Annotated in this window: 22 protein-coding genes and 4 tRNA genes; 16 read left to right on the forward strand and 10 right to left on the reverse strand. The window is 46.9% G+C overall.

Annotated elements, in window-relative coordinates; all coding sequences use genetic code 11:
- Positions 1-52: 52 nt before the first annotated feature.
- From IX95_RS25185 to trpS, 4 genes are all read left to right on the forward strand, one after another.
- Positions 53-880: a Dam family site-specific DNA-(adenine-N6)-methyltransferase gene (locus IX95_RS25185; RefSeq protein ID WP_006957149.1), complete on the forward strand. Its 828-nt coding sequence runs from the start codon at positions 53-55 to the stop codon at positions 878-880.
- A 102-nt stretch (positions 881-982) separates the two neighbouring features.
- Positions 983-1,654, forward strand: a complete 672-nt coding sequence (rpe, locus tag IX95_RS25190; RefSeq protein ID WP_006957145.1) for a ribulose-phosphate 3-epimerase — start codon at positions 983-985, stop codon at positions 1,652-1,654.
- A 4-nt stretch (positions 1,655-1,658) separates the two neighbouring features.
- Positions 1,659-2,339, forward strand: coding sequence for a phosphoglycolate phosphatase (locus IX95_RS25195; protein WP_019278104.1), 681 nt, complete (start codon positions 1,659-1,661; stop codon positions 2,337-2,339).
- Positions 2,340-2,454: 115 nt separating this feature from the next.
- On the forward strand, positions 2,455-3,492 hold the full coding sequence (trpS, locus tag IX95_RS25200; protein ID WP_038165030.1) for a tryptophan--tRNA ligase: 1,038 nt from the start codon (positions 2,455-2,457) through the stop codon (positions 3,490-3,492).
- 69 nt (positions 3,493-3,561) lie between these two features.
- On the opposite strand, the gene trmL is transcribed toward trpS, so the two are convergent.
- The 4 genes from trmL to IX95_RS25220 all read right to left on the reverse strand — a co-directional run bounded on the left by trmL (position 3,562) and on the right by IX95_RS25220 (position 6,887).
- Positions 3,562-4,038 carry a tRNA (uridine(34)/cytosine(34)/5-carboxymethylaminomethyluridine(34)-2'-O)-methyltransferase TrmL gene (trmL, locus tag IX95_RS25205; protein WP_038165033.1) on the reverse strand — a complete coding sequence of 159 codons (477 nt, stop codon included), beginning with the start codon at positions 4,036-4,038 and terminating at the stop codon, positions 3,562-3,564.
- An 86-nt stretch (positions 4,039-4,124) separates the two neighbouring features.
- Positions 4,125-4,742 (reverse strand): superoxide dismutase, encoded by a 618-nt coding sequence (locus IX95_RS25210; protein WP_038165035.1) that lies wholly within the window; start codon positions 4,740-4,742, stop codon positions 4,125-4,127.
- A gap of 73 nt (positions 4,743-4,815) precedes the next feature.
- A complete protein-coding gene (gene cpxA / locus IX95_RS25215; protein WP_038165038.1) occupies positions 4,816-6,201 on the reverse strand; it encodes an envelope stress sensor histidine kinase CpxA in 1,386 nt (461 codons plus the stop codon).
- Positions 6,201-6,887 carry a response regulator gene (locus IX95_RS25220; protein ID WP_038165041.1) on the reverse strand — a complete coding sequence of 229 codons (687 nt, stop codon included), beginning with the start codon at positions 6,885-6,887 and terminating at the stop codon, positions 6,201-6,203. Before IX95_RS25220 ends, cpxA begins: the two co-directional genes overlap by 1 nt.
- A gap of 189 nt (positions 6,888-7,076) precedes the next feature.
- Here IX95_RS25220 and IX95_RS25225 point away from each other — a divergent pair, with 189 nt between their 5' ends.
- The 3 genes from IX95_RS25225 to pfkA all read left to right on the forward strand — a co-directional run bounded on the left by IX95_RS25225 (position 7,077) and on the right by pfkA (position 9,840).
- Entirely contained in the window at positions 7,077-7,574 is a 498-nt protein-coding gene (locus IX95_RS25225) for a CpxP family protein (protein WP_006957137.1), read from the forward strand.
- 107 nt (positions 7,575-7,681) lie between these two features.
- On the forward strand, positions 7,682-8,590 hold the full coding sequence (gene fieF / locus IX95_RS25230; protein WP_006957136.1) for a CDF family cation-efflux transporter FieF: 909 nt from the start codon (positions 7,682-7,684) through the stop codon (positions 8,588-8,590).
- Between the two features lie 287 nt (positions 8,591-8,877).
- Positions 8,878-9,840, forward strand: coding sequence for a 6-phosphofructokinase (pfkA, locus tag IX95_RS25235; protein WP_038165043.1), 963 nt, complete (start codon positions 8,878-8,880; stop codon positions 9,838-9,840).
- Positions 9,841-9,883: 43 nt separating this feature from the next.
- On the opposite strand, the gene IX95_RS25240 is transcribed toward pfkA, so the two are convergent.
- From IX95_RS25240 to epmB, 3 genes are all read right to left on the reverse strand, one after another.
- Positions 9,884-10,399 (reverse strand): MgtC/SapB family protein, encoded by a 516-nt coding sequence (locus IX95_RS25240; protein WP_019278097.1) that lies wholly within the window; start codon positions 10,397-10,399, stop codon positions 9,884-9,886.
- 82 nt (positions 10,400-10,481) lie between these two features.
- On the reverse strand, positions 10,482-10,973 hold the full coding sequence (locus IX95_RS25245; RefSeq protein ID WP_019278096.1) for a type II secretion system protein: 492 nt from the start codon (positions 10,971-10,973) through the stop codon (positions 10,482-10,484).
- Between the two features lie 2 nt (positions 10,974-10,975).
- Positions 10,976-11,998 carry an EF-P beta-lysylation protein EpmB gene (gene epmB, locus IX95_RS25250; RefSeq protein WP_019278095.1) on the reverse strand — a complete coding sequence of 341 codons (1,023 nt, stop codon included), beginning with the start codon at positions 11,996-11,998 and terminating at the stop codon, positions 10,976-10,978.
- 33 nt (positions 11,999-12,031) lie between these two features.
- Here epmB and efp point away from each other — a divergent pair, with 33 nt between their 5' ends.
- The 3 genes from efp (at position 12,032) to rraA (ending at position 14,227) form a co-directional block, all read left to right on the forward strand.
- Complete coding sequence (gene efp / locus IX95_RS25255; protein ID WP_021458016.1) at positions 12,032-12,598, forward strand: elongation factor P; 567 nt, start codon at positions 12,032-12,034, stop codon at positions 12,596-12,598.
- A 113-nt stretch (positions 12,599-12,711) separates the two neighbouring features.
- A complete protein-coding gene (locus IX95_RS25260) occupies positions 12,712-13,629 on the forward strand; it encodes a 1,4-dihydroxy-2-naphthoate polyprenyltransferase (protein WP_038165046.1) in 918 nt (305 codons plus the stop codon).
- 76 nt (positions 13,630-13,705) lie between these two features.
- Positions 13,706-14,227: a ribonuclease E activity regulator RraA gene (gene rraA / locus IX95_RS25265; protein WP_038165049.1), complete on the forward strand. Its 522-nt coding sequence runs from the start codon at positions 13,706-13,708 to the stop codon at positions 14,225-14,227.
- Between the two features lie 45 nt (positions 14,228-14,272).
- Here rraA and IX95_RS25270 read toward each other — a convergent pair whose 3' ends face one another.
- Positions 14,273-15,616: an MATE family efflux transporter gene (locus IX95_RS25270; RefSeq protein WP_171354838.1), complete on the reverse strand. Its 1,344-nt coding sequence runs from the start codon at positions 15,614-15,616 to the stop codon at positions 14,273-14,275.
- Between the two features lie 111 nt (positions 15,617-15,727).
- Positions 15,728-16,498, reverse strand: coding sequence for a triose-phosphate isomerase (gene tpiA, locus IX95_RS25275; protein WP_021458013.1), 771 nt, complete (start codon positions 16,496-16,498; stop codon positions 15,728-15,730).
- A gap of 286 nt (positions 16,499-16,784) precedes the next feature.
- On the opposite strand from tpiA, the gene IX95_RS25280 reads away from it, so the two are divergent.
- Positions 16,785-17,132 (forward strand): 5-carboxymethyl-2-hydroxymuconate Delta-isomerase, encoded by a 348-nt coding sequence (locus IX95_RS25280; RefSeq protein ID WP_038165052.1) that lies wholly within the window; start codon positions 16,785-16,787, stop codon positions 17,130-17,132.
- A gap of 26 nt (positions 17,133-17,158) precedes the next feature.
- Complete coding sequence (locus tag IX95_RS25285) at positions 17,159-17,584, forward strand: DUF805 domain-containing protein (RefSeq protein ID WP_038165054.1); 426 nt, start codon at positions 17,159-17,161, stop codon at positions 17,582-17,584.
- Positions 17,585-17,659: 75 nt separating this feature from the next.
- Here IX95_RS25285 and coaA read toward each other — a convergent pair whose 3' ends face one another.
- On the reverse strand, positions 17,660-18,583 hold the full coding sequence (gene coaA, locus IX95_RS25290; RefSeq protein WP_006957118.1) for a type I pantothenate kinase: 924 nt from the start codon (positions 18,581-18,583) through the stop codon (positions 17,660-17,662).
- Between the two features lie 208 nt (positions 18,584-18,791).
- Between coaA and IX95_RS25295 the strand changes: the two genes are divergently transcribed.
- The 4 genes from IX95_RS25295 (at position 18,792) to IX95_RS25310 (ending at position 19,185) form a co-directional block, all read left to right on the forward strand.
- Positions 18,792-18,867, forward strand: a tRNA-Thr gene (locus tag IX95_RS25295).
- 34 nt (positions 18,868-18,901) lie between these two features.
- Positions 18,902-18,986, forward strand: a tRNA-Tyr gene (locus IX95_RS25300).
- Positions 18,987-19,021: 35 nt separating this feature from the next.
- Positions 19,022-19,096 (forward strand) — tRNA-Gly (locus IX95_RS25305).
- Positions 19,097-19,109: 13 nt separating this feature from the next.
- Positions 19,110-19,185: transfer RNA gene (locus IX95_RS25310), tRNA-Thr, on the forward strand.
- Positions 19,186-19,381: the final 196 nt, after the last annotated feature.

A 19,381-nucleotide genomic window follows, 5' to 3' on the forward strand; every position in this document is an offset into this window, starting at 1 on the left:
AAATATGTTACATTCCGCAGCCTTAATTTGTGGTTGATAGATAGAGCAGTAGATGAAGAAGCAGCGTGCCTTCCTGAAATGGGCAGGTGGAAAATACGGACTTGTCGAAGATATCCAGCGATACTTGCCTGAAGGGCGTAAGCTGGTTGAACCGTTCGTTGGCGCTGGTTCGGTTTTCCTGAATACTGACTATGAGCAGTACCTGCTTGCAGACATCAATCCAGATTTGATTAATCTCTACAACTTACTCAAAGAGAGCCCGGAAGCGTATATTTCCGAAGCAAAGCGTTGGTTTGTGCCTGAGAATAATCGCAAAGAAGCTTACTTGTCGATCCGAGCGCAGTTTAATGCGACAGACGACGTGATGTACCGTTCTTTGGCTTTTCTGTATATGAACCGCTTCGGTTTTAACGGCCTATGTCGCTACAACAAGAAAGGTGGCTTTAACGTTCCTTTTGGCTCATATAAAAAGCCGTACTTCCCTGAAGCTGAGCTGGAATTCTTTGCCAAAAAAGCCAAGAAAGCGACGTTTGTATGTGAAAGCTATACCGATACCTTTAAACGTGCTCGGAAAGGCAGTGTTGTGTATTGCGACCCGCCGTATGCGCCACTGTCTAATACCGCCAACTTTACCTCCTATGCCGGTAACGGTTTTACGTTAGACGATCAGGCAGCCTTGGCGGATGTAGCTGAAAGAGCGGCGAAAGAGCGCCATATTCCGGTGTTGATTTCTAATCACGATACCACGCTCACTCGCCGCTTGTACCACGGTGCGGAACTCAATGTTGTTAAAGTGAAGCGCACCATCAGCCGCAATGGCGCTGGGCGTAATAAAGTGGATGAACTACTGGCACTGTTTAAGCCAGACGATCAGCACTAACGACATTTCTCTTATCTCATCTATCTTCTGGCCTTTAGCTTCGGTAGAATTGCGCTCAACTTGTATTCAATGGTTTTGCCCAATAAATTCTAGAGGTCAGGTATGAAAGATTTCCTTATCGCTCCATCCATTTTGTCTGCAGACATGGCTCGTCTTGGTGAAGATGTTGAAAAAGTGCTCGCAGCGGGTGCAGATGTGGTTCACTTCGACGTTATGGATAACCATTACGTTCCTAACCTGACTTTTGGTGCTCCTATCTGTCAGGCACTGCGTGATTACGGTATTACTGCACCGATTGATGTGCATCTGATGGTGAAGCCAGTTGATCGTATTATCCCGGATTTTGCCAAAGCCGGTGCGTCTATGATTACCTTCCACATTGAAGCATCTGAGCACGTTGATCGCACACTACAACTGATCAAAGAACATGGTTGTAAAGCGGGTGTGGTACTAAACCCAGCAACACCTCTTTCTCACCTTGAATACATCATGGATAAGATCGATATGATTCTTTTGATGTCAGTGAACCCAGGTTTTGGTGGTCAATCTTTCATCCCTAAAACATTGGATAAGCTACGCGCAGTACGCAAGATGATCGATGAGTCTGGCCGCGACATCCGTCTGGAAATTGATGGTGGTGTCAAAGTGGACAACATTCGAGAAATCGCTGAAGCGGGTGCGGATATGTTTGTGGCAGGTTCCGCGATCTTCAACCAACCTGACTACAAAGAAGTTATCGACCAGATGCGTGCTGAATTAGCAAAGGCAGAGTAATTGAATGAGCAATATTAAACTTATCGCGTTTGACTTGGATGGAACGCTGCTGGATAGCGTGCCTGACCTAGCCGTGGCTGCTGACCAGGCTGTACAAGCACTAGGTTACCCAGCAGTAACGGAAGAGCAGGTTCGTGACTACGTAGGTAACGGCGCTGATGTTCTTATTGGGCGCTCGCTGAGTCGCAGTCTAACGGTATCGCCTGATTTGGATCCGGAACTGCATGCCAAAGCTCGTGTTCTTTTCGATGACTATTACGAGCAAAGCGGGCACAAGTTAAGCCACCTTTACCCTGCGGTTAAAGAAACCTTGGCCGAGCTGCACAAAGCGGGTTTTACAATGGCGCTGGTGACCAACAAGCCTTCGAAGTTCGTACCTGATGTGTTGGCAAAGCACGGCATTGATAAGTACTTTGTTGATGTGATTGGTGGTGATACTTTCCCAGAGAAAAAACCGAACCCAATGGCATTGAACTGGTTGCTTGAGAAACATGGTTGTCAGCCACAAGAAATGTTGATGGTGGGTGATTCCAAGAATGACATTCTGGCAGCGAAAAATGCGGGTTGCGCTTCGTTCGGTTTGACTTACGGATACAATCACGGTGAGCCAATTTCGCAGTCTCAACCGGATTTTGTTGCGGACACAATCGCAGATCTAGTGGATGTGGTAGCGGTTTCCGCTTAGTAGCAACAAAAGATCTTCCAAAATACTCGTTAATGAGTACACTGAGTGAACCGTGTGGCTAGAATCCACACGGTTTTTTTCATTTTTTAGATAAGAAGTCAAAGGAACTATTCCCATGAGCAAACCCATTGTATTGAGTGGTGTTCAACCATCAGGTGAACTAAGTATCGGTAACTACTTGGGTGCTCTACGTCAATGGCAACAGATGCAAGACGATTACGATTGCCAATATTGTGTTGTAGACCTTCATGCGATCACGGTTCGTCAGGAGCCGAAAGCACTGCATGAAGCGACCCTAGACGCATTAGCGATCTGTCTGGCAGTTGGTGTTGATCCACAAAAGAGCACGCTATTTGTTCAGTCACACGTACCAGAGCATGCTCAACTTGGTTGGCTTCTTAACTGTTATACCCAGATGGGCGAGCTGAGCCGTATGACTCAGTTTAAAGATAAGTCTGCCCGCTATTCGAAAGACAGCTCAAGCCAGTTTGGCGACGTGAACGTTGGCCTGTTCGATTACCCTGTACTAATGGCAGCGGACATCCTGCTATACGGTGCACACCAAGTACCTGTGGGTAGTGACCAGAAACAGCACCTTGAGCTAGCTCGTGATATCGCTAACCGATTCAACAATATCTACTCGCCTGAGCAGTCAATCTTCCAAGTGCCAGAACCGTACATTCCGACTGTGAATGCGCGTGTTATGAGTCTTCAGGATGCAACGAAGAAGATGTCGAAATCAGACGATAACCGTAAGAACGTGATTACTCTGCTCGAAGAGCCTAAATCGATCATCAAGAAGATCAACAAAGCTCAGACAGATGCAGAAACGCCACCACGTATTGCCCATGATTGGGATAACAAAGCGGGTATCTCTAACTTAATGGGTCTTTACTCGGCAGCAACAGGTAAGAGCTTTGAAGAGATCGAAGCGCAATACCAAGGCGTTGAGATGTACGGTCCATTTAAGAAAGATGTGGGTGAAGCGATTGTAGCGATGCTGGAGCCTATTCAAGCTGAATATCATCGTATTCGTGCAGATCGCGCATACATGGATCAAGTGATGAAGCAGGGTGCTGAAAAAGCCTCGGCTCGCGCAGCAGAGACGCTGAAGAAAGCATACGAAGCGGTAGGTTTTGTGGCTCGCCCATAGACCTATCTGATTCGGTAAATATAAAAAACGGACTCATTTGAGTCCGTTTTTTATATCCAATTTTTGATGCTATTGAGCACCTTCAAAGCCCATCTGACGCCAAGCTTCAAAAGCAATAATGGCGACTGCGTTAGATAAATTGAGGCTGCGAGCATCAGGCATCATTGGGATACGAATACGCTGTTCCATTGGCATGCTCTCAATCAGCTCTGCTGGTAGGCCGCGGGTTTCTGGGCCAAACAATAAAACATCGCCCTGTTGAAAGTTAGCGTCGACGTGATGACCGGTTGTTTTTGTCGTACAGGCAAAAATGCGGAAGGCTTTGCGCTCTTTTTCTAGGTACTCAACAAATGCCTGATAGCTTTTATGGCGAGTAACACGAGCTAAGTCATGGTAGTCCAGCCCAGCACGGCGGACTTTTTTCTCTTCTAAATCAAACCCTAATGGCTCAATTAAATGCAGGTTTGCACCACAGTTAGCACACAGGCGAATGATGTTTCCTGTATTTGGGGCAATTTCAGGCTCATAAAGGGCGATATCGAACATAGTGTTAATTTCTTATCATCTGCTGGGAAGCTAAGCAGTATAAGGCGGCTTTAAAATGCCGCCAAGCCTGAAATGGTGAGTTTTTGCTATGCGTTTTGCGCTAGTGCTACTGCATAGTTCTCGCCAACCACATCCCAGTTAACCACATTCCACCAAGCGTCAATGTATTCAGGGCGACGGTTTTGATAGCTGATGTAGTAAGCGTGTTCCCATACATCCAGCGCCAAAATAGGTTCACCTTGAACGCTCGCAACATCCATTAAAGGGTTGTCCTGATTGCTGGTGGATGCAATGTGCAGCTTGCCATCTTTAACAACTAGCCATGCAAAGCCGGAGCCAAATGTATTGATGGCTGCTTCGGCAAACAGAGATTTAAACTGCTCGAAGCCACCGAAAGTAGTGTCAATTTCCTTGGCTAATTCACCTTCAGGTTCACCACCTGCACCGGGCGCCATGCAATTCCAGTAAAGGATATGGTTGTAGTAGCCACCACCATTGTTGCGTACAGCAGGAGAGTGCTGAGATATGTTAGCGAAGATGTCGCTTAGTGAGGCATGTTCCAGCTCCGTCCCTTTGACCGCAGCAACGAATTTGTCGAAGTAAGTGCGGTGATGCTTGCTGTAATGGACTTCCATGGTTTTAGCATCAATGTAAGGTTCGAGTGAGTCGTATGCGTAAGGTAACTCTGGGAAAATGTGAGACATAGTAAATCCTCCGTAATTGGAGGATTTACTTTAAATGATAATGAGATCTATTATCAACTATGTTTTTATAAGGTTATTGCATTGGTACGAGTGGTAGACGAATTTCTATTCTCAAGCCTCCGAGCTCACTGCGCAGTGCTTGTATGGAGCCACTGTGCTGTCGAATCGCGTTTTCGGTGATCGCTAATCCTAAACCTGTACCGCCGCTGTGGCGATCTCGTGCGGTCGAGACCCGATAGAAAGGTCGGAAAATGGCTTCCAGTTCTTGCTCGGGCGCACCTTCGCCATTGTCATCGACAGCAATTGTGAGCTGATCAGCATGGATGCTCAGTGACACCTGAATGACGTCTTTACCGTAATAAATGGCGTTACGCACAATATTGTCGACGGCACTCATCAGCAATTTCGGATTTCCCGAAATGGTACGCTCTGGAATGGCATCATAGCGGAGTGTTTTATTCATCTGTTCGGCTTCAAATTGAGCGTCAGAGAGAATTGCCTCCCACAGGCTACCAATGGGTTGTTGTTCTCGCTCTACATGGCTGTCGACCTGCATTCGAGATAGTTCGAGAAGTTCGCCGATCATCTGTTCTAATCGCTGTGCCTCGGTATCGATTCTATTGAGTTCAGGGCTCTCTCCTTGCTTGCGTGATGCTAAGGCTGTGGCCATTCTCAATCGAGTCAGGGGAGAGCGCAACTCATGCGAAATGTCGGATAACAAGCGCTGCTGACCAGAAATCATCTGATTTACCGCTTCAACCATCTGGTTAAAGCTTTTACCTGCCTGACGGAATTCAGACGTGCCTTTTTCCAGTTGTGGATCGACAAAAAACTCGCCTTTTGCGACCCGTTTAGCCGCACGTTCTAACTTACGGGCGGGTTGACTTAACGCCCATGCTAACCAAAGTAGTAGAGGAGTGCTGACCAGCATCACAGCGAACAGCAACTGAAATGGTTTATCAAACAGGCGAATCAAAAACGGTGATGGTTGATTCCACTTCATGCCGACGTAGAGCAGAAGATCTCTCTGAGCCAGAGTAATGGGAAGTGGGCCTGCCACCATATAGTGACCATATAACCTCTGCTTGGGATGCTCAGGGTTTTCGATACTAGTGATAAAGTTCTGAACGGCTTTGAGTTTGAAATCTTTGCGGTCACGCGTGGTCAGAATATTGCCTTCCAGATCGGTCAGAACAAAGCGTGGGCGAGGATCGCGGGGTGAACGCTTTGGCCCTTCAAGCTGAAATATAATCCGGCGAAGATCCTGTTCGCGAGCAAAGTTCTTCTCTATCTTCTGTTTGATTCCGATGAGTTTTTTATAATGATCGGCCGGAATATCCCTCGATTTTCGTGGGTCCAAATGAGGTAACGACAGTACGGCGATCAGCACCAGAAACATGGTAAACCAGAAGATGGCAAAGATACGTCCGTACAGGCTGGTGATCTTAGGCAGACGCATTAATTTTCCTCAACCAGCAGATAGCCGCGTCCGCGCAGTGTTTTAATACGAGACTTGCCATCTTCGCGTTCTGGCAGTTTTTTGCGTAGGTTGGATACGTGCATATCGATGGCGCGGTCAAATGCCGCTAAGCGCTTACCAAGCACATCTAAGCTGAGCGTTTCTTTGGTCAGCGTTTCCCCCGGATGTTGGACAAAGTGGCTCAGGAGCGCGAACTCCGTGGTGGTCAGATCTAGGTACTGCTCTTGGCAGTAGGCTTCCTGCTTGCCCGGATAGATTTTGATGTCCTGATACTGAATACAATCACTGTTTTTGTTGCCACCTTTCGATTGAGTGCGACGCAAAATAGCGCGGATTCGGGCCAGCAATTCACGGTCACTGAAAGGTTTTGGTAGATAATCGTCAGCGCCTAGTTCCAAGCCAATGACACGGTCAATTTCTTCGCCTTTCGCAGTCAGCATCAAGACAGGGGTTTCCCAGTGTTCACGCAAGCGCTTGAGGGTTTCCATTCCATTCAGCTTAGGCATCATGACATCGAGCAGCACTAAATCTATGCTGTCGTCAATGGCTTCAAGCCCTGCTTCTCCGTCGTTGGCTTCAGATACGCGATAACCTTCAAATGTCAGTACTTCTTTGAGCAGGCTGGTCAGTTCGGTGTCATCGTCAATCAATAGGATGTTGGCCATGGAATACGTCTCTCAATCATATCGGTTACACTAATATTACTGATTATTCGTCGAGAGCTTTAGTTTAATTTTTGCTCTTTACGATTCTTTACGCTCTCTAGACGTCACTTTACGTTGCAGTTCGTAATCTACACTCAAGCGCTGTCGAGACAGCTTGATTCCATCCCTCTGGATATGAAAGGTACGATTATGAAAACTGCAAAGAAACTAGTATTGGCTGCTGTTGTTCTTCCCCTCACATTAGGTACCGCGAGTGCATTTGCTTACGGTGGTAAAGACCACAAGAAAGGTCCACATGGTGAATTTGGCTTTGACCGCGGCATTATGCGCCAGCTGGACTTGACCGATGCGCAAAAAGATCAACTGAAAGAAATGCGCCAAGCCAACAAAACGGAAATGAAAGCGAAGTTCAAAGATAACTTTGAAAGCCATCATGCTGAGATGCAGGCTAATAAAGAAAAGGTTCAGGCGTTGCTACTCGCTGATACATTCGATGAAGCAGCAGCCAACGAGCTGGCTAAGCAAATGGTTGAGAAGCAGACTGAGCGCAGAGTGAAGATGCTTGAAAAGCAACATCAGATGCTGAGCATTCTGACACCGGAGCAGAAAACAAAATATGTTGAGCTGCAGAAAGAGCGCTCTGAAAAGCGTTTAGAGAAGATGCAGGAGCGTTTTAGCGACAGCTGATCTTTGCGTACAGATTCAGGCGGCCAATTGGCCGCCTTTTTTGTATCATTTTTATTCAATAATTTGCGGGTTATACTTAAGGTAATGTTTTTCAAACGCTTTACTTTATGAAACACGAATATGCGCGCTTGGTGACACTGGCTGCTTGGACAGCTACGATTGTCGCGACGTTACTGCTGGTGGTAAAACTGGCGGCGTGGTGGGTAACGGGCTCGGTCAGCTTACTCGCCTCATTGATTGACTCTATGCTTGATATTGCCGCTTCTCTGGTCAACCTTTTTGTCGTCAGATATTCACTGCAACCTGCCGACAGGGAACACACCTTTGGCCACGGCAAAGCGGAGTCTCTGGCTGCATTGGCTCAGGCGATGTTTATCTCTGGCTCTGCGGTATTTCTTATTCTCAACGGTGTTGAGCGCTTCTTCAGGCCCCATGAATTGCAATCTCCTGAGTACGGGGTGTACGTCAGTATGTTTGCCATTGCGGTCACTTTCGCTCTAGTGCAGTTCCAGAAACATGTTGTGAGGAAAACGGGCAGCCAGGCCATTGCTGCGGACTCTTTGCATTATCAGTCCGATTTGTACATGAACGCTGCGATTATGTTGGCGCTTGGTTTGAGTTGGTTCGGTGTAACTCAGGCAGATGCCGTGTTTGCAGTGGGCATTGGTCTGTACATTCTTTATAGCGCTGTGCAGATGGTACGGGAAGCGATTCAGACCTTACTGGACCGTAAGTTGCCAGATGAAGAGCTGGAAGCGATCAAAGCATGCTGCCTGTCTGTCGATGGAGTCTTAGGAGTTCATCAATTGAGGACCCGTATGTCAGGTCCAACACGTTTCATTCAGCTGCACTTGGAGCTTGAGGATCAGATTCCTTTGATTGAAGCACATCGCATTTCCGATCAGGTTGAGAATCAGCTACTTGAGCTATTCCCCCATGCCGATGTATTGATCCATCAGGATCCTTATTCCGTAGTTTTCGGGCCAGAGAAAGAGCAAAAAATCCAAGATTGGTAAACTAGGATTAGGAAGGGTTAGCCCGCAGCGACAAAATCGCGCTTATTGACTATCTTTTCATCGGGACGACAATTCACTGTGATCCTGATATGTATCAAATCAGTGAAAGCGCAAAGCTGTAATACTCTTACATAAGTAGAAAAGTTACATAATTTCGTGCAAATAAAAGTAGTATTCCTTGCCCGTCAAGGTAACATATTGCGCAGCTATAAGAATCTTGTCAGTAATTTGGCTGAAAATTGCTGACGTAAAAATTGAAATAAGATTCCCAAAAATCGAGGGTGAGCATGATTAAGAAGATCGGTGTTTTGACAAGTGGCGGTGACGCACCAGGCATGAACGCGGCAGTACGCGGCGTGGTTCGCACAGCTCTATCTGAAGGTTTAGAAGTTTTCGGCGTTTATGACGGATACTTGGGCCTGTATGAAGACCGTATCAAGAAGCTTGATCGTTCAAGCGTATCTGATGTGATCAACAAAGGCGGTACTTTCCTAGGCTCTGCACGTTTCCCTGAATTCAAAGACGTTGCTGTGCGTGAAAAAGCGATCGAAAACCTTAAAAAACATGGTATTGAAGCGTTAGTTGTTGTTGGCGGTGACGGTTCATACATGGGTGCGAAAAAACTAACAGAAATGGGTTACCCATGTGTTGGTCTACCAGGCACCATCGATAACGATATTGCTGGTACTGATTACACTATCGGTTACCTGACGGCGCTTAACACTGTTATTGATGCGATTGACCGCCTGCGTGATACCTCTTCATCTCACCAGCGTATCTCTATTGTAGAGATCATGGGTCGTCATTGTGGCGATCTGACTTTGATGTCTGCGATTGCTGGCGGCTGTGAGTACATCATCACACCAGAAACGGGACTGGATAAGCAGAAGCTGATCAACAATATCCAAGATGGCATCAAGAAAGGTAAGAAGCACGCGATCATTGCTCTGACTGAGCTGATGATGGATGCCAATGAGCTGGCTAAAGAGATTGAAGCGGCAACAGGCCGTGAAACTCGTGCGACAGTATTGGGTCACATCCAGCGTGGTGGTCGTCCAACCGCATTTGATCGTGTATTGGCTTCTCGTATGGGTAACTATGCTGTCCACCTACTGATGGATGGTAAAGGCGGCCGTTGTGTCGGTATCCAGAAAGAACAACTGGTTCACCACGACATTATCGACGCGATTGAAAACATGAAACGTCCAGTACGTGAAGACCTCTACAAAGTTGCGGAAGAGTTATTTTAAGCAGCAATGAATCAAAGAAAACCACCCAATTGGGTGGTTTTTTTTATGTCTCGCGCGAGGGGGAATTCTCTTTGATGTTTGAGCTCCTGCGCCGCTGAATTTTCTGATGCACGCCACGACGTAGGGCCTGAATTCGATTCTCGGCTTTATCGACCCCGAGCAAAACAATCAGTGCCAATACTGTAATGACAACAGATTGCTGCAAATAGCCAAGACCAATCATAAGTCCCAAGGCTGCCAGCAACCAAATCACGGCAGCTGACGTTACGCCATGGATTTTACCGTCCAATGTCATCATCACTCCAGCGCCTAAGAATCCGACACCAGTAATGATCTGGCCCAGCACTCGCGCTTGATCTAAGGTGTTAGGCGAAAGAGAGGCTGCCATCGACATAAACAGATAAGTACCAGCGATGATCAGAATGGATGTTCTGATACCGACTGGTTTGCCCCTTGTCTGACGTTCGACACCAATGAGAAGGCCATTTATCGCGCAGCACAGGAGGGCATGCCAATCAAAGGGACCTAAGTCGAGCAAGGAATCTGGCAAATTGTACATAGTGTTCTCCTAAACCGCGGAGTATGCAGAGTGGTCTCGGTTTAGGCGAACAAAAGATATTTGTCTTAAGGATAAATAGCTGTTAACAGCCTGAAGTGGTCAGGCTAAAGCTCGGCTCTGAGGAGGAGGTGGCTTCAGTGTATTGCAGGTAGCAATTTTGTGCCGTCTGACGGCGGTCGGCTGGGAGGTAAAGAATCACACCATCATTGGGATCGGTATTGCTGAAATACCAATCGGCACCGTCTGACCCAAATGTAGCGTCTTCAATGGTGGTTTCCAGTAATTGTGACCAAGCGTTAGCATTGTCTGCTTTCGGGTAACCGTAAACGATCGCGACATCATCGCCTTCAATGGTTAGTGTTGCGCTGGAAAGCACATTTAGGTTCTCTACTGATGCCAGACCAATCAGCTGCTCATTGGCACCCTGCATGGCACCTTTTAAACCTTGCAAAGCCGAAGTTCGGGCATTGGACTGCAAATTGAGCAATCGAGGCAGGGCCGTCACGGCCAAAATGCCGAGCACCACAATCACGATCACCAGTTCAATCAGAGTAAAACCTTGTTTGTTTTTCATCATTATTCTAAATGTAAATCCAGTGGCGTTTTACTGGTTCGGCCGCCGATTTCACGGGTGAGTTTCGGTACCAGATAACCAGAAACCCGTTCAATGACGCCCGCCATGATTTGTTTGGCTTGCTGATCAGAGATAAAAAAGTGCGCCGCGCCCTGTACCTTATCTAATACATGAATGTAGTAGGGCAGCACGCCCGCATCAAATAACGACTCGCTGAGTGCCACCTGAGCTTCAACACTGTCATTGACGCCTTTAAGCATGACGCCTTGATTGAGAAGAGTAACACCCTCACGGCGGAGTGAACTTAACGCATCTCTCAGTTCCTGATTGATCTCATTGGCATGATTAATGTGTGTGACGAGAATGACCTGCAGGCGAGTACCGGCGAGCAGCTTGGTGAAGGTGGTGGTGATGCGAGCTGGAATCACAACAGGCAGGCGAGAGTGAATTCTCAAGCGTTTAATGTGCTGAATATCTGCAATTTGCCCGATGAGCCATTGAAGTTCTTCATCTTTGGCCATTAGAGGATCCCCTCCTGAAAGAATGATTTCGTTCAGCTCAGGGTGTTGGCGTACATAATCTAGGCTCTGCGACCATACAGATTTATTGCCTTTGTTTTCGTTATATGGGAAATGACGACGGAAGCAATAGCGACAGTTGATAGCACACCCTCCTTTCACGATCATCAACGCTCGGTTACGATACTTATGCAGTAGCCCCGGTACCTGATTGTCTTGTTCATCGAGAGGATCGGTTGAATACCCAGAATGCACATCGAACTCTTCTGAGAGTGGTAAAACCTGACGCAGCAAGGGATCAAACGGATTGCCTTTCTCCATTCGATCAACAAAACTTTGCGGAACTCGTTGGGCGAATAGCTTGCGCGCTTCAAACCCGTTCTGCCACGGGGAAGGATCAATTTCCAGTTGCAGCAGAAGTTTTTCAGGATCAGAGATCCCATTCGCTAGCTGTTTGAGCCAGTTTTGCTCAACAGATTCGACTTTTCGGGTTATGATGTGCGGCATTAAATTTAACTCGAAGAATGGTAAGAGGAAAAAATGGCTACTGTTAGCACGAATGAATTCAAAGGCGGTCTTAAAATTATGCTTGATAATGAGCCTTGTGTCATTCTCGAAAACGAGTATGTAAAACCAGGCAAAGGTCAGGCATTTAACCGCGTTAAAATCCGTAAACTGCTTTCAGGCAAAGTTCTAGAGAAGACATTTAAGTCAGGCGACACTGTAGAAGTTGCGGACGTAATGGATATCGATCTGGACTACCTGTACAACGACGGTGAATTCTACCACTTCATGAACAACGAAACATTCGAACAAATTGCAGCGGATGTAAAAGCAGTTGGCGAAAATGCGAAGTGGTTGGTTGAAAACGATTCTTGTATGCTAACTCTTTGGAACGGTAACCCAATCGTTGTAACGCCACCAAACTTCGTTGAGCTGGAAGTAACGGATACTGACCCAGGCCTTAAGGGTGATACTCAAGGTACAGGTGGTAAGCCAGCAACACTAACAACGGGTGCTGTTGTACGAGTGCCTCTGTTCATCTCTATTGGTGAAGTGATTAAAGTGGACACTCGCTCTGGTGAATACGTAGGTCGCGTTAAGTAAGCGTAAACTTACTCAAGATTTAGAAAAGGTCACTTCGGGGCCTTTTTTTGTTTCTACGCTAACTTTGATGTGCCACAATTCTAGCACTCGATTATGAGACTACACTAGTCAGTATGAAACAGTCCTTACGTATCTGGCTCGACGCTGCTCGACCAAAAACACTGCCATTGGCACTGGTATCGATCTTAACCGGTAGTGTGCTGGCATATTCTACTCACCAGTTTTCTTGGATGATTGCTATCTTAGCGTTTCTCACTGCGACGTTATTGCAGATCCTGTCCAACTTGGCCAACGATTATGGTGATGCGGTAAAAGGCACAGACAACGACAAGCGTCTCGGACCAATGCGCGCGATCCAGTCGGGCGTTGTGACTCAGGCTGACATGAAACAGGCGATCGTGATTAATATCATTTTGACCATGCTTGCTGGTTTAGCCCTCGTGTTTTATGCACTCGACAGTCTACAAAGTATTTTGGCTTTCATCGGCTTAGGTGTGCTGGCAATTGTCGCAGCCATCGCCTACACCGTGGGTAATAAGCCTTATGGTTATGTCGGGCTGGGTGATGTGTCCGTCTTTATCTTTTTTGGTTTGCTTGGCGTCGCCGGCACTTTCTTCCTCCATACTGGTATCGTCGCGCCTTTGTTGGTTTTACCCGCTATAGGTTGTGGTTTACTCGCCGTCGCTGTGTTGAACATTAATAATATGCGAGATATTGAAAACGACGAAGAATGCGGAAAGCGCACAGTTGCGGTGCGCCTTGGGCAGAAGAATGCTAAGCACTACCACACGATGCTATTGGCAGGGGCTGTCGTTGCGTTCATTGTCTATCTGCTGCTTCAGCCGGTACCTGTTTGGCTGAGCATGCCGTTTTTATTGAGCGTGCTGGTGATTTACAAACATGGTAAAGCCGTGTGGCAGGCAGAGCAGCCTGCGCAAATCGCCCCTATGATGCCAGTCATTGTGAAGTGCTCGCTGGTGACTAACTTATTGTTTGCTGGTGTGGTTATAGCTCAAACTCTGGCCAGTTAATTGAGTCTTGTCATTGCAATGACTTAATGTCCCTATATACTCGATGGAGATGACGAACCGTATGGGAAGGAACACTATGGAATACAATACGTCGGCTTTATGTGACATTTACTCAGAACAAGTAGATGTAGTAGAACCTATGTTTAGCAACTTTGGTGGCAGCGCCTCATTTGCTGGACAGATCACGACGGTGAAGTGTTTTGAAGACAACGGTCTGATTCGAGAAGTACTCGAACAGGATGGTTTAGGTCGGGTACTGCTGATTGATGGTGGTGGTTCATTACGTCGTGCTTTGATTGATGCAGAATTGGCGTCACTGGCTGAAGAAAACGAATGGGAAGGCCTGGTCGTTTATGGCTGTGTTCGTGAGGTCGATGAACTGGAAGACATGAGTATTGGCATTCAAGCTCTCGCTTCAATTCCGGTTGGGGCGGTATCGCAGAGTGTGGGTGAGGTGGATGTGCCAGTCAATTTCGGGGGCGTCACCTTCATTCCCGAAGATTACCTCTACGCTGATAATACTGGGGTCATCTTGTCTCAAGAGCCATTGGATGTTGAGCTCGACACCGACGAAGAAGATGAGCTTATCGCCGACTAAATGGTAAAGAATCAAAAAACACCGACCTTCAAGGTCGGTGTTTTGCTATGTGGCTTCTGCTAAGAATTGGCGTCGGACTCTCAACGCGTAAAGATAGCCTAGGACGCCACCCAATATATTGCCGAGCGCAATGCCTATAAATAGCCCTTCAATATCGTACAGGTAGCTACCAATCCATGCACAAGGTAAGGTAAAGATGAACAGGCGCATAAAGCTCCATTGGAATGCTTTGAGCGGCTCATGCAGTGCATTCAGGCCAGACACCAACATCATGATGATTCCCTGAAAGCCGTAACTAAATGGTACAACAAGCAAATAGTGCCAAAGCAGATCTTTCACCGCTTGTTCTTGAGAGAAAAGCGCAGCAAGTGGAATACTCAGCGGAACCATCATGACAAAAATCCCAAACTGGAACAGCAGTGAGAAGCGCATGCTGAGAAATAGCCCAGCGAAGCTACGTTGAGGGTTATTCGCACCCACATTTTGAGCAATAAATGGTGTCAAAGTCGAGGTTAGTGACATTAGAACAATTATGAGGATGGATTCTACCCGCTGGGCTGCACCATAAGCTGCCACTGCGGCGGTGCCGTGGCTAGAGAGTAGCATCATCAGAATGGCACCGGATAATGGATTCATTGCGTTGGAGAGTGCCGCTGGAGTGCCGATTTTTAAGATTTGGCGCCAGTCTGCCCACAGCGTTTTGAAGTATGGCAAAGCTAGGAGTTTCTCTCTTTTCACCAACACATACAGTGAACCGATTAGGGCGCCAAACCAGCTCAGAGCGCTGGCGATGGCAGCGCCCTGGATGCCAAGTTCAGGAAATGGCCCATAACCAAAAATCAGTAACGGGTCGAGCACGCCATTGATCAAGCCTGCCAGCATCATGATTTTGGCAGGTGTTTTGGTATCCCCAGTCGCACGAATTGCGCTATTGCCTGCCATAGGGACAACAAGCAATGGAATCGTCAGGTACCAGATGTGCATGTACTGATTTATCAGGGGCAGCAGTTCTTGCTCTGCTCCAAGAGCAAGAAACAATGGGTCAATGGTGAAATAACCTAAACCAGATGCTAGCGCGACTAACGTCACCGCCAGAACCAATCCATGACTTGAGAAGCGTGCTGCATCTTCGGATTGTCCTTGCCCGAGCAGGCGGCCGATATTGGCTGATAGCCCGACGCCAATCCCCATCGTGATGCAGTTGACTGCAAAGGTCACCGGGAAAGTGTAGCTGATGGCAGCAAGGGCTTCAGTCCCGAGCAGAGAGATAAAAAAGGTATCCACCAAGTTGAACATCAGAATAGCCACCATGCCGAAAGTCATCGGAATGGTCATCTGACGGAGCACGAGAGGGATGGGGCCAGTCAAAAGGCCGTGCTTATCCTGCATTCGGTACAACTACTCTTGGGGGAGGAAAAGCGTAGGATACTTGATTGATGTGTGAGACACAAAAAAGGCCAGCTCGCGCTGACCTCAATAAGAGTTTTCCTAAAGGAAAAATTACGCTTTAGCTGCTGCCGCTGCTTTAGCGATTGCTGCAAAGCTCTTCGCATCAAGAGAAGCACCGCCCACTAGAGCACCGTCGATGTCTGGTTGTGAGAAGTAAGCTTCAGCATTTTCTGGTTTAACAGAACCACCGTATTGGATGATAACTTGTGCTGCTACTGCTTCGTCTTTCGCTGCGATTAGTGCACGGATAGAAGCGTGGATGCGCTGTGCATCTTCAGCAGTTGCTGCTTTACCAGTACCGATAGCCCAGATTGGTTCGTATGCGATGATCGCATCGTTTAGTGCTTCAACACCGTATGCATCGATAACTGCGTTGATTTGGCGAGCACATACTGCTTCAGTTTCGCCTGCTTCGTTTTGAGCTTCAGACTCACCGATACAGAAAACAGGTTTTAGACCGTTCTCTTTTAGGAAGTTGAATTTCTTAGCGATGAACTCGTCAGATTCGTTGTGGTATTCACGACGCTCAGAGTGGCCGATGATGATGTGAGAAGCACCGAAGTCTTTCAGCATTTCTGGAGACATGTCGCCAGTGAATGCACCGCTGTTGTTCAGGTCAGTGTTCTGAGCACCTAGGATGATCTTGTTACCGCCTTCTGCGATAACGCGCTCAGCAAGATCAATGTAAAGCGCTGGTGGAGCTACTGCTACGTCAACACCTTCAACACCTTCAAGTTCCGCGTTAAGGCCAGTTAGCAACTCTTGTACCATTGCTTTGCTGCCGTTAAGTTTCCAGTTACCCATCACTACAGGACGACGCATAGGAATATCTCCCTTTGTATTTAATGTAGAAAGTTCATTAATGTAAAAAATCTTCGTAGGAATATAACAGATTAAAGCGACCAAATCATGACTAGTGTCATGTCTTGTTCGGTTCTGACTTAATGGTTACCGCTATAGCCGCGCATAAATGGTATAAGCTCTGCTCTCAGCAGTGATCCATAATGCATTATGCTGGTTTTTCGCTCGGAAATAGCAGCTGAAATTGGTAATAGTGATGGAGTATTTTTAGTGATTTTTTGAAACTCTCTTACATTTGAGGACTACAATGCCAAATTTAGTAATGGAATACTCTAACTCCGTCGATGAACGCGTGAATGTGCAAGGTCTATTGGAGGACCTGCATCAAGTGGCGCTTCAATGCGGGCTTTTTGACGCGTCTTCCGTGAAATCCCGAGCGCTACGCTGCCATAATTGGCTGATTGGAGAAGATGACGATAACGTTGACTTTATCCATATTAGTTTTGAACTGCTTGATGGTAGAACAGCGGAACAAAAGCGCGACCTCTCACGCCAGTTGATGGATGTGTTGCAGGAGCAAGCCAGTCACGTCCATAGCTTGACGGTGAATATTCGAGATATGGATAAAGAGTGTTTTCAAAAAGTGGTAAATTAACATTTTTGATTTTTAGGTAAGTAATCATGTCGATGAAAGAGCTGTTGTTTTCATTTCAGGGGCGAGTAGGGCGAAAAATCTACTGGATATGGAATGTGGTCTATTACACATTAATTGTGGGTTTTGCCGCTGGCATTAATGTGTTGTTTCCCAGTCAGGCGCATTTGCTTTTGCCCGTGTTTCTGATTGTTGTTTTGATCCCAGATTTAGCGATTACAGCTAAGCGATGGCATGACAGAGGCAAGTCGAGCTGGTGGCTACTATTGAATGTTCCTCTGGTAATAGGGCGTATGACCGTACCAGCCGGCGATCCCACGCAGATGGCACCGTCGACCACGTTGCAAGCCGTCAGTTCATTGGCTGCATTGATATGTGGTGCTTGGATTCTTGTGGAGTGCGGTTTCCTCAAAGGAACACAAGGTGAAAACCAGTATGGCGCCGAGTTGAAATAGGGTGTCAGGAAGGGTGAATTCTTTACACTAGTTACAAGGGTTGAGGCTATGTCATCAACCCTTGATAGATTCTCGCTATTTTCGCAACAGCACTTCTTCGACTCTGTGGTCGCGAGCTTTCTTTAAGATTAGGTGGGCGCGCCCCTTGGTCGGCAAAATATTAGCCGTGAGGTTGATGCCGTTGATTGATTGCCAGATTGAGTGCGCTTTCTCTATCGCCGCTTTCTCAGTCAGTTCGGTATAGTGACTAAAGTAAGAGCCAGGTTTGGTGAAGGCACCTAAGCGGAATTTCAGGAAGCGTTCCACATACCATTGCTCTATAACATCACACTCCGCATCGACATATAAAGAGAAGTCGAGGAAATCAGAGACAAACACACGATGGGGATCGTGTGGATAGTCCATACCACTTTGCAGAACATTGAGTCCTTCAATGATCAACACATCTGGGCGGTCTACCACTTTGACATTGTCGGTAATGTCATAAGTGATATGTGAGTAGACAGGAACTTCAAGATTGGGCTTGCCAGCTTTCACATCCGAAACAAACTCAACTAAACGCTTGATATCATAAGATTCGGGAAAGCCTTTACGATGCATGATCCCGCGATCGTTCAAGACCTTTTTAGGGTAAAGAAAACCGTCGGTCGTCACCAGTTCAACCTTAGGATGGTTTTCCCAGCGCGAAAGTAGCGCTTTAAGTAGACGAGCCGTTGTGCTTTTCCCCACCGCAACACTGCCTGCAATGCCAATAATAAAAGGTGGCGCACTTTCCTGATTGTCCAGAAAGTTATTGAGAACAGAGTTACGGCTTTGTCTGGCAGCAACATACAAGTTAAGTAGACGCGCAAGTGGCAGGTAGATCTCAACCGCTTCTTCCATGGTTAGGCTTTCATTGACACCCTGTAGCTCAATGAGATCCTCTTCGGATAGCGTCATCGGGACGGAATTACGCAATTCGGCCCATTGCTGACGATTAAAAGAGAGATATGGCGTCATAGTCTTCCTAACTGAGATTCGCGATAGAGAGCTGCGAAAATACAACAACCCGCGCAAATTGCCAAATAACTCGGTGGAGATAAAACGCTTTTATCGAGTAAATTGTGCGATTTTTCAGCAAATAAGCAGAAACTGGTTAAAATCGTATTTTTTTTTAATTTAGCTATTGCAAGGTAGAGATTCCTTCAATAGAATGCGCACCACTTATGCCGACTTAGCTCAGTAGGTAGAGCAACTGACTTGTAATCAGTAGGTCACCAGTTCGATTCCGGTAGTCGGCACCATTTCTCCTTTATGAGTGAAATGGATTAAAAATTTGGAGGGGTTCCCGAGTGGCCAAAGGGATCAGACTGTAAATCTGCTGGCACTGCCTTCGATGGTTCGAATCCGTCCCCCTCCACCATATTCTTAAGGAAATAGCTCACAGAGTTACGTGTTGCGGGCATCGTATAATGGCTATTACCTCAGCCTTCCAAGCTGATGATGCGGGTTCGATTCCCGCTGCCCGCTCCACTCTAATTTGAGTGCTGATATAGCTCAGGTGGTAGAGCGCATCCTTGGTAAGGATGAGGTCGGCAGTTCGAGTCTGCCTATCAGCACCAGCTCTTAAGCAATGTTTCCTTTTGATACTTTCTTTTAACTAAACTACGTTTAGTGATTAAGAGAAGTTTATCACCAATACTTTTTGGTTGCGTGGTCATCAAAGCCACCTAAATCCGTACCTAGAGGGACAACTCATGTCTAAAGAAAAATTTGAACGTACGAAACCGCACGTAAACGTTGGTACTATCGGCCACG

This window comes from Vibrio sp. B183, from assembly GCF_000740665.1.
GTDB lineage: Bacteria > Pseudomonadota > Gammaproteobacteria > Enterobacterales > Vibrionaceae > Vibrio > Vibrio coralliilyticus.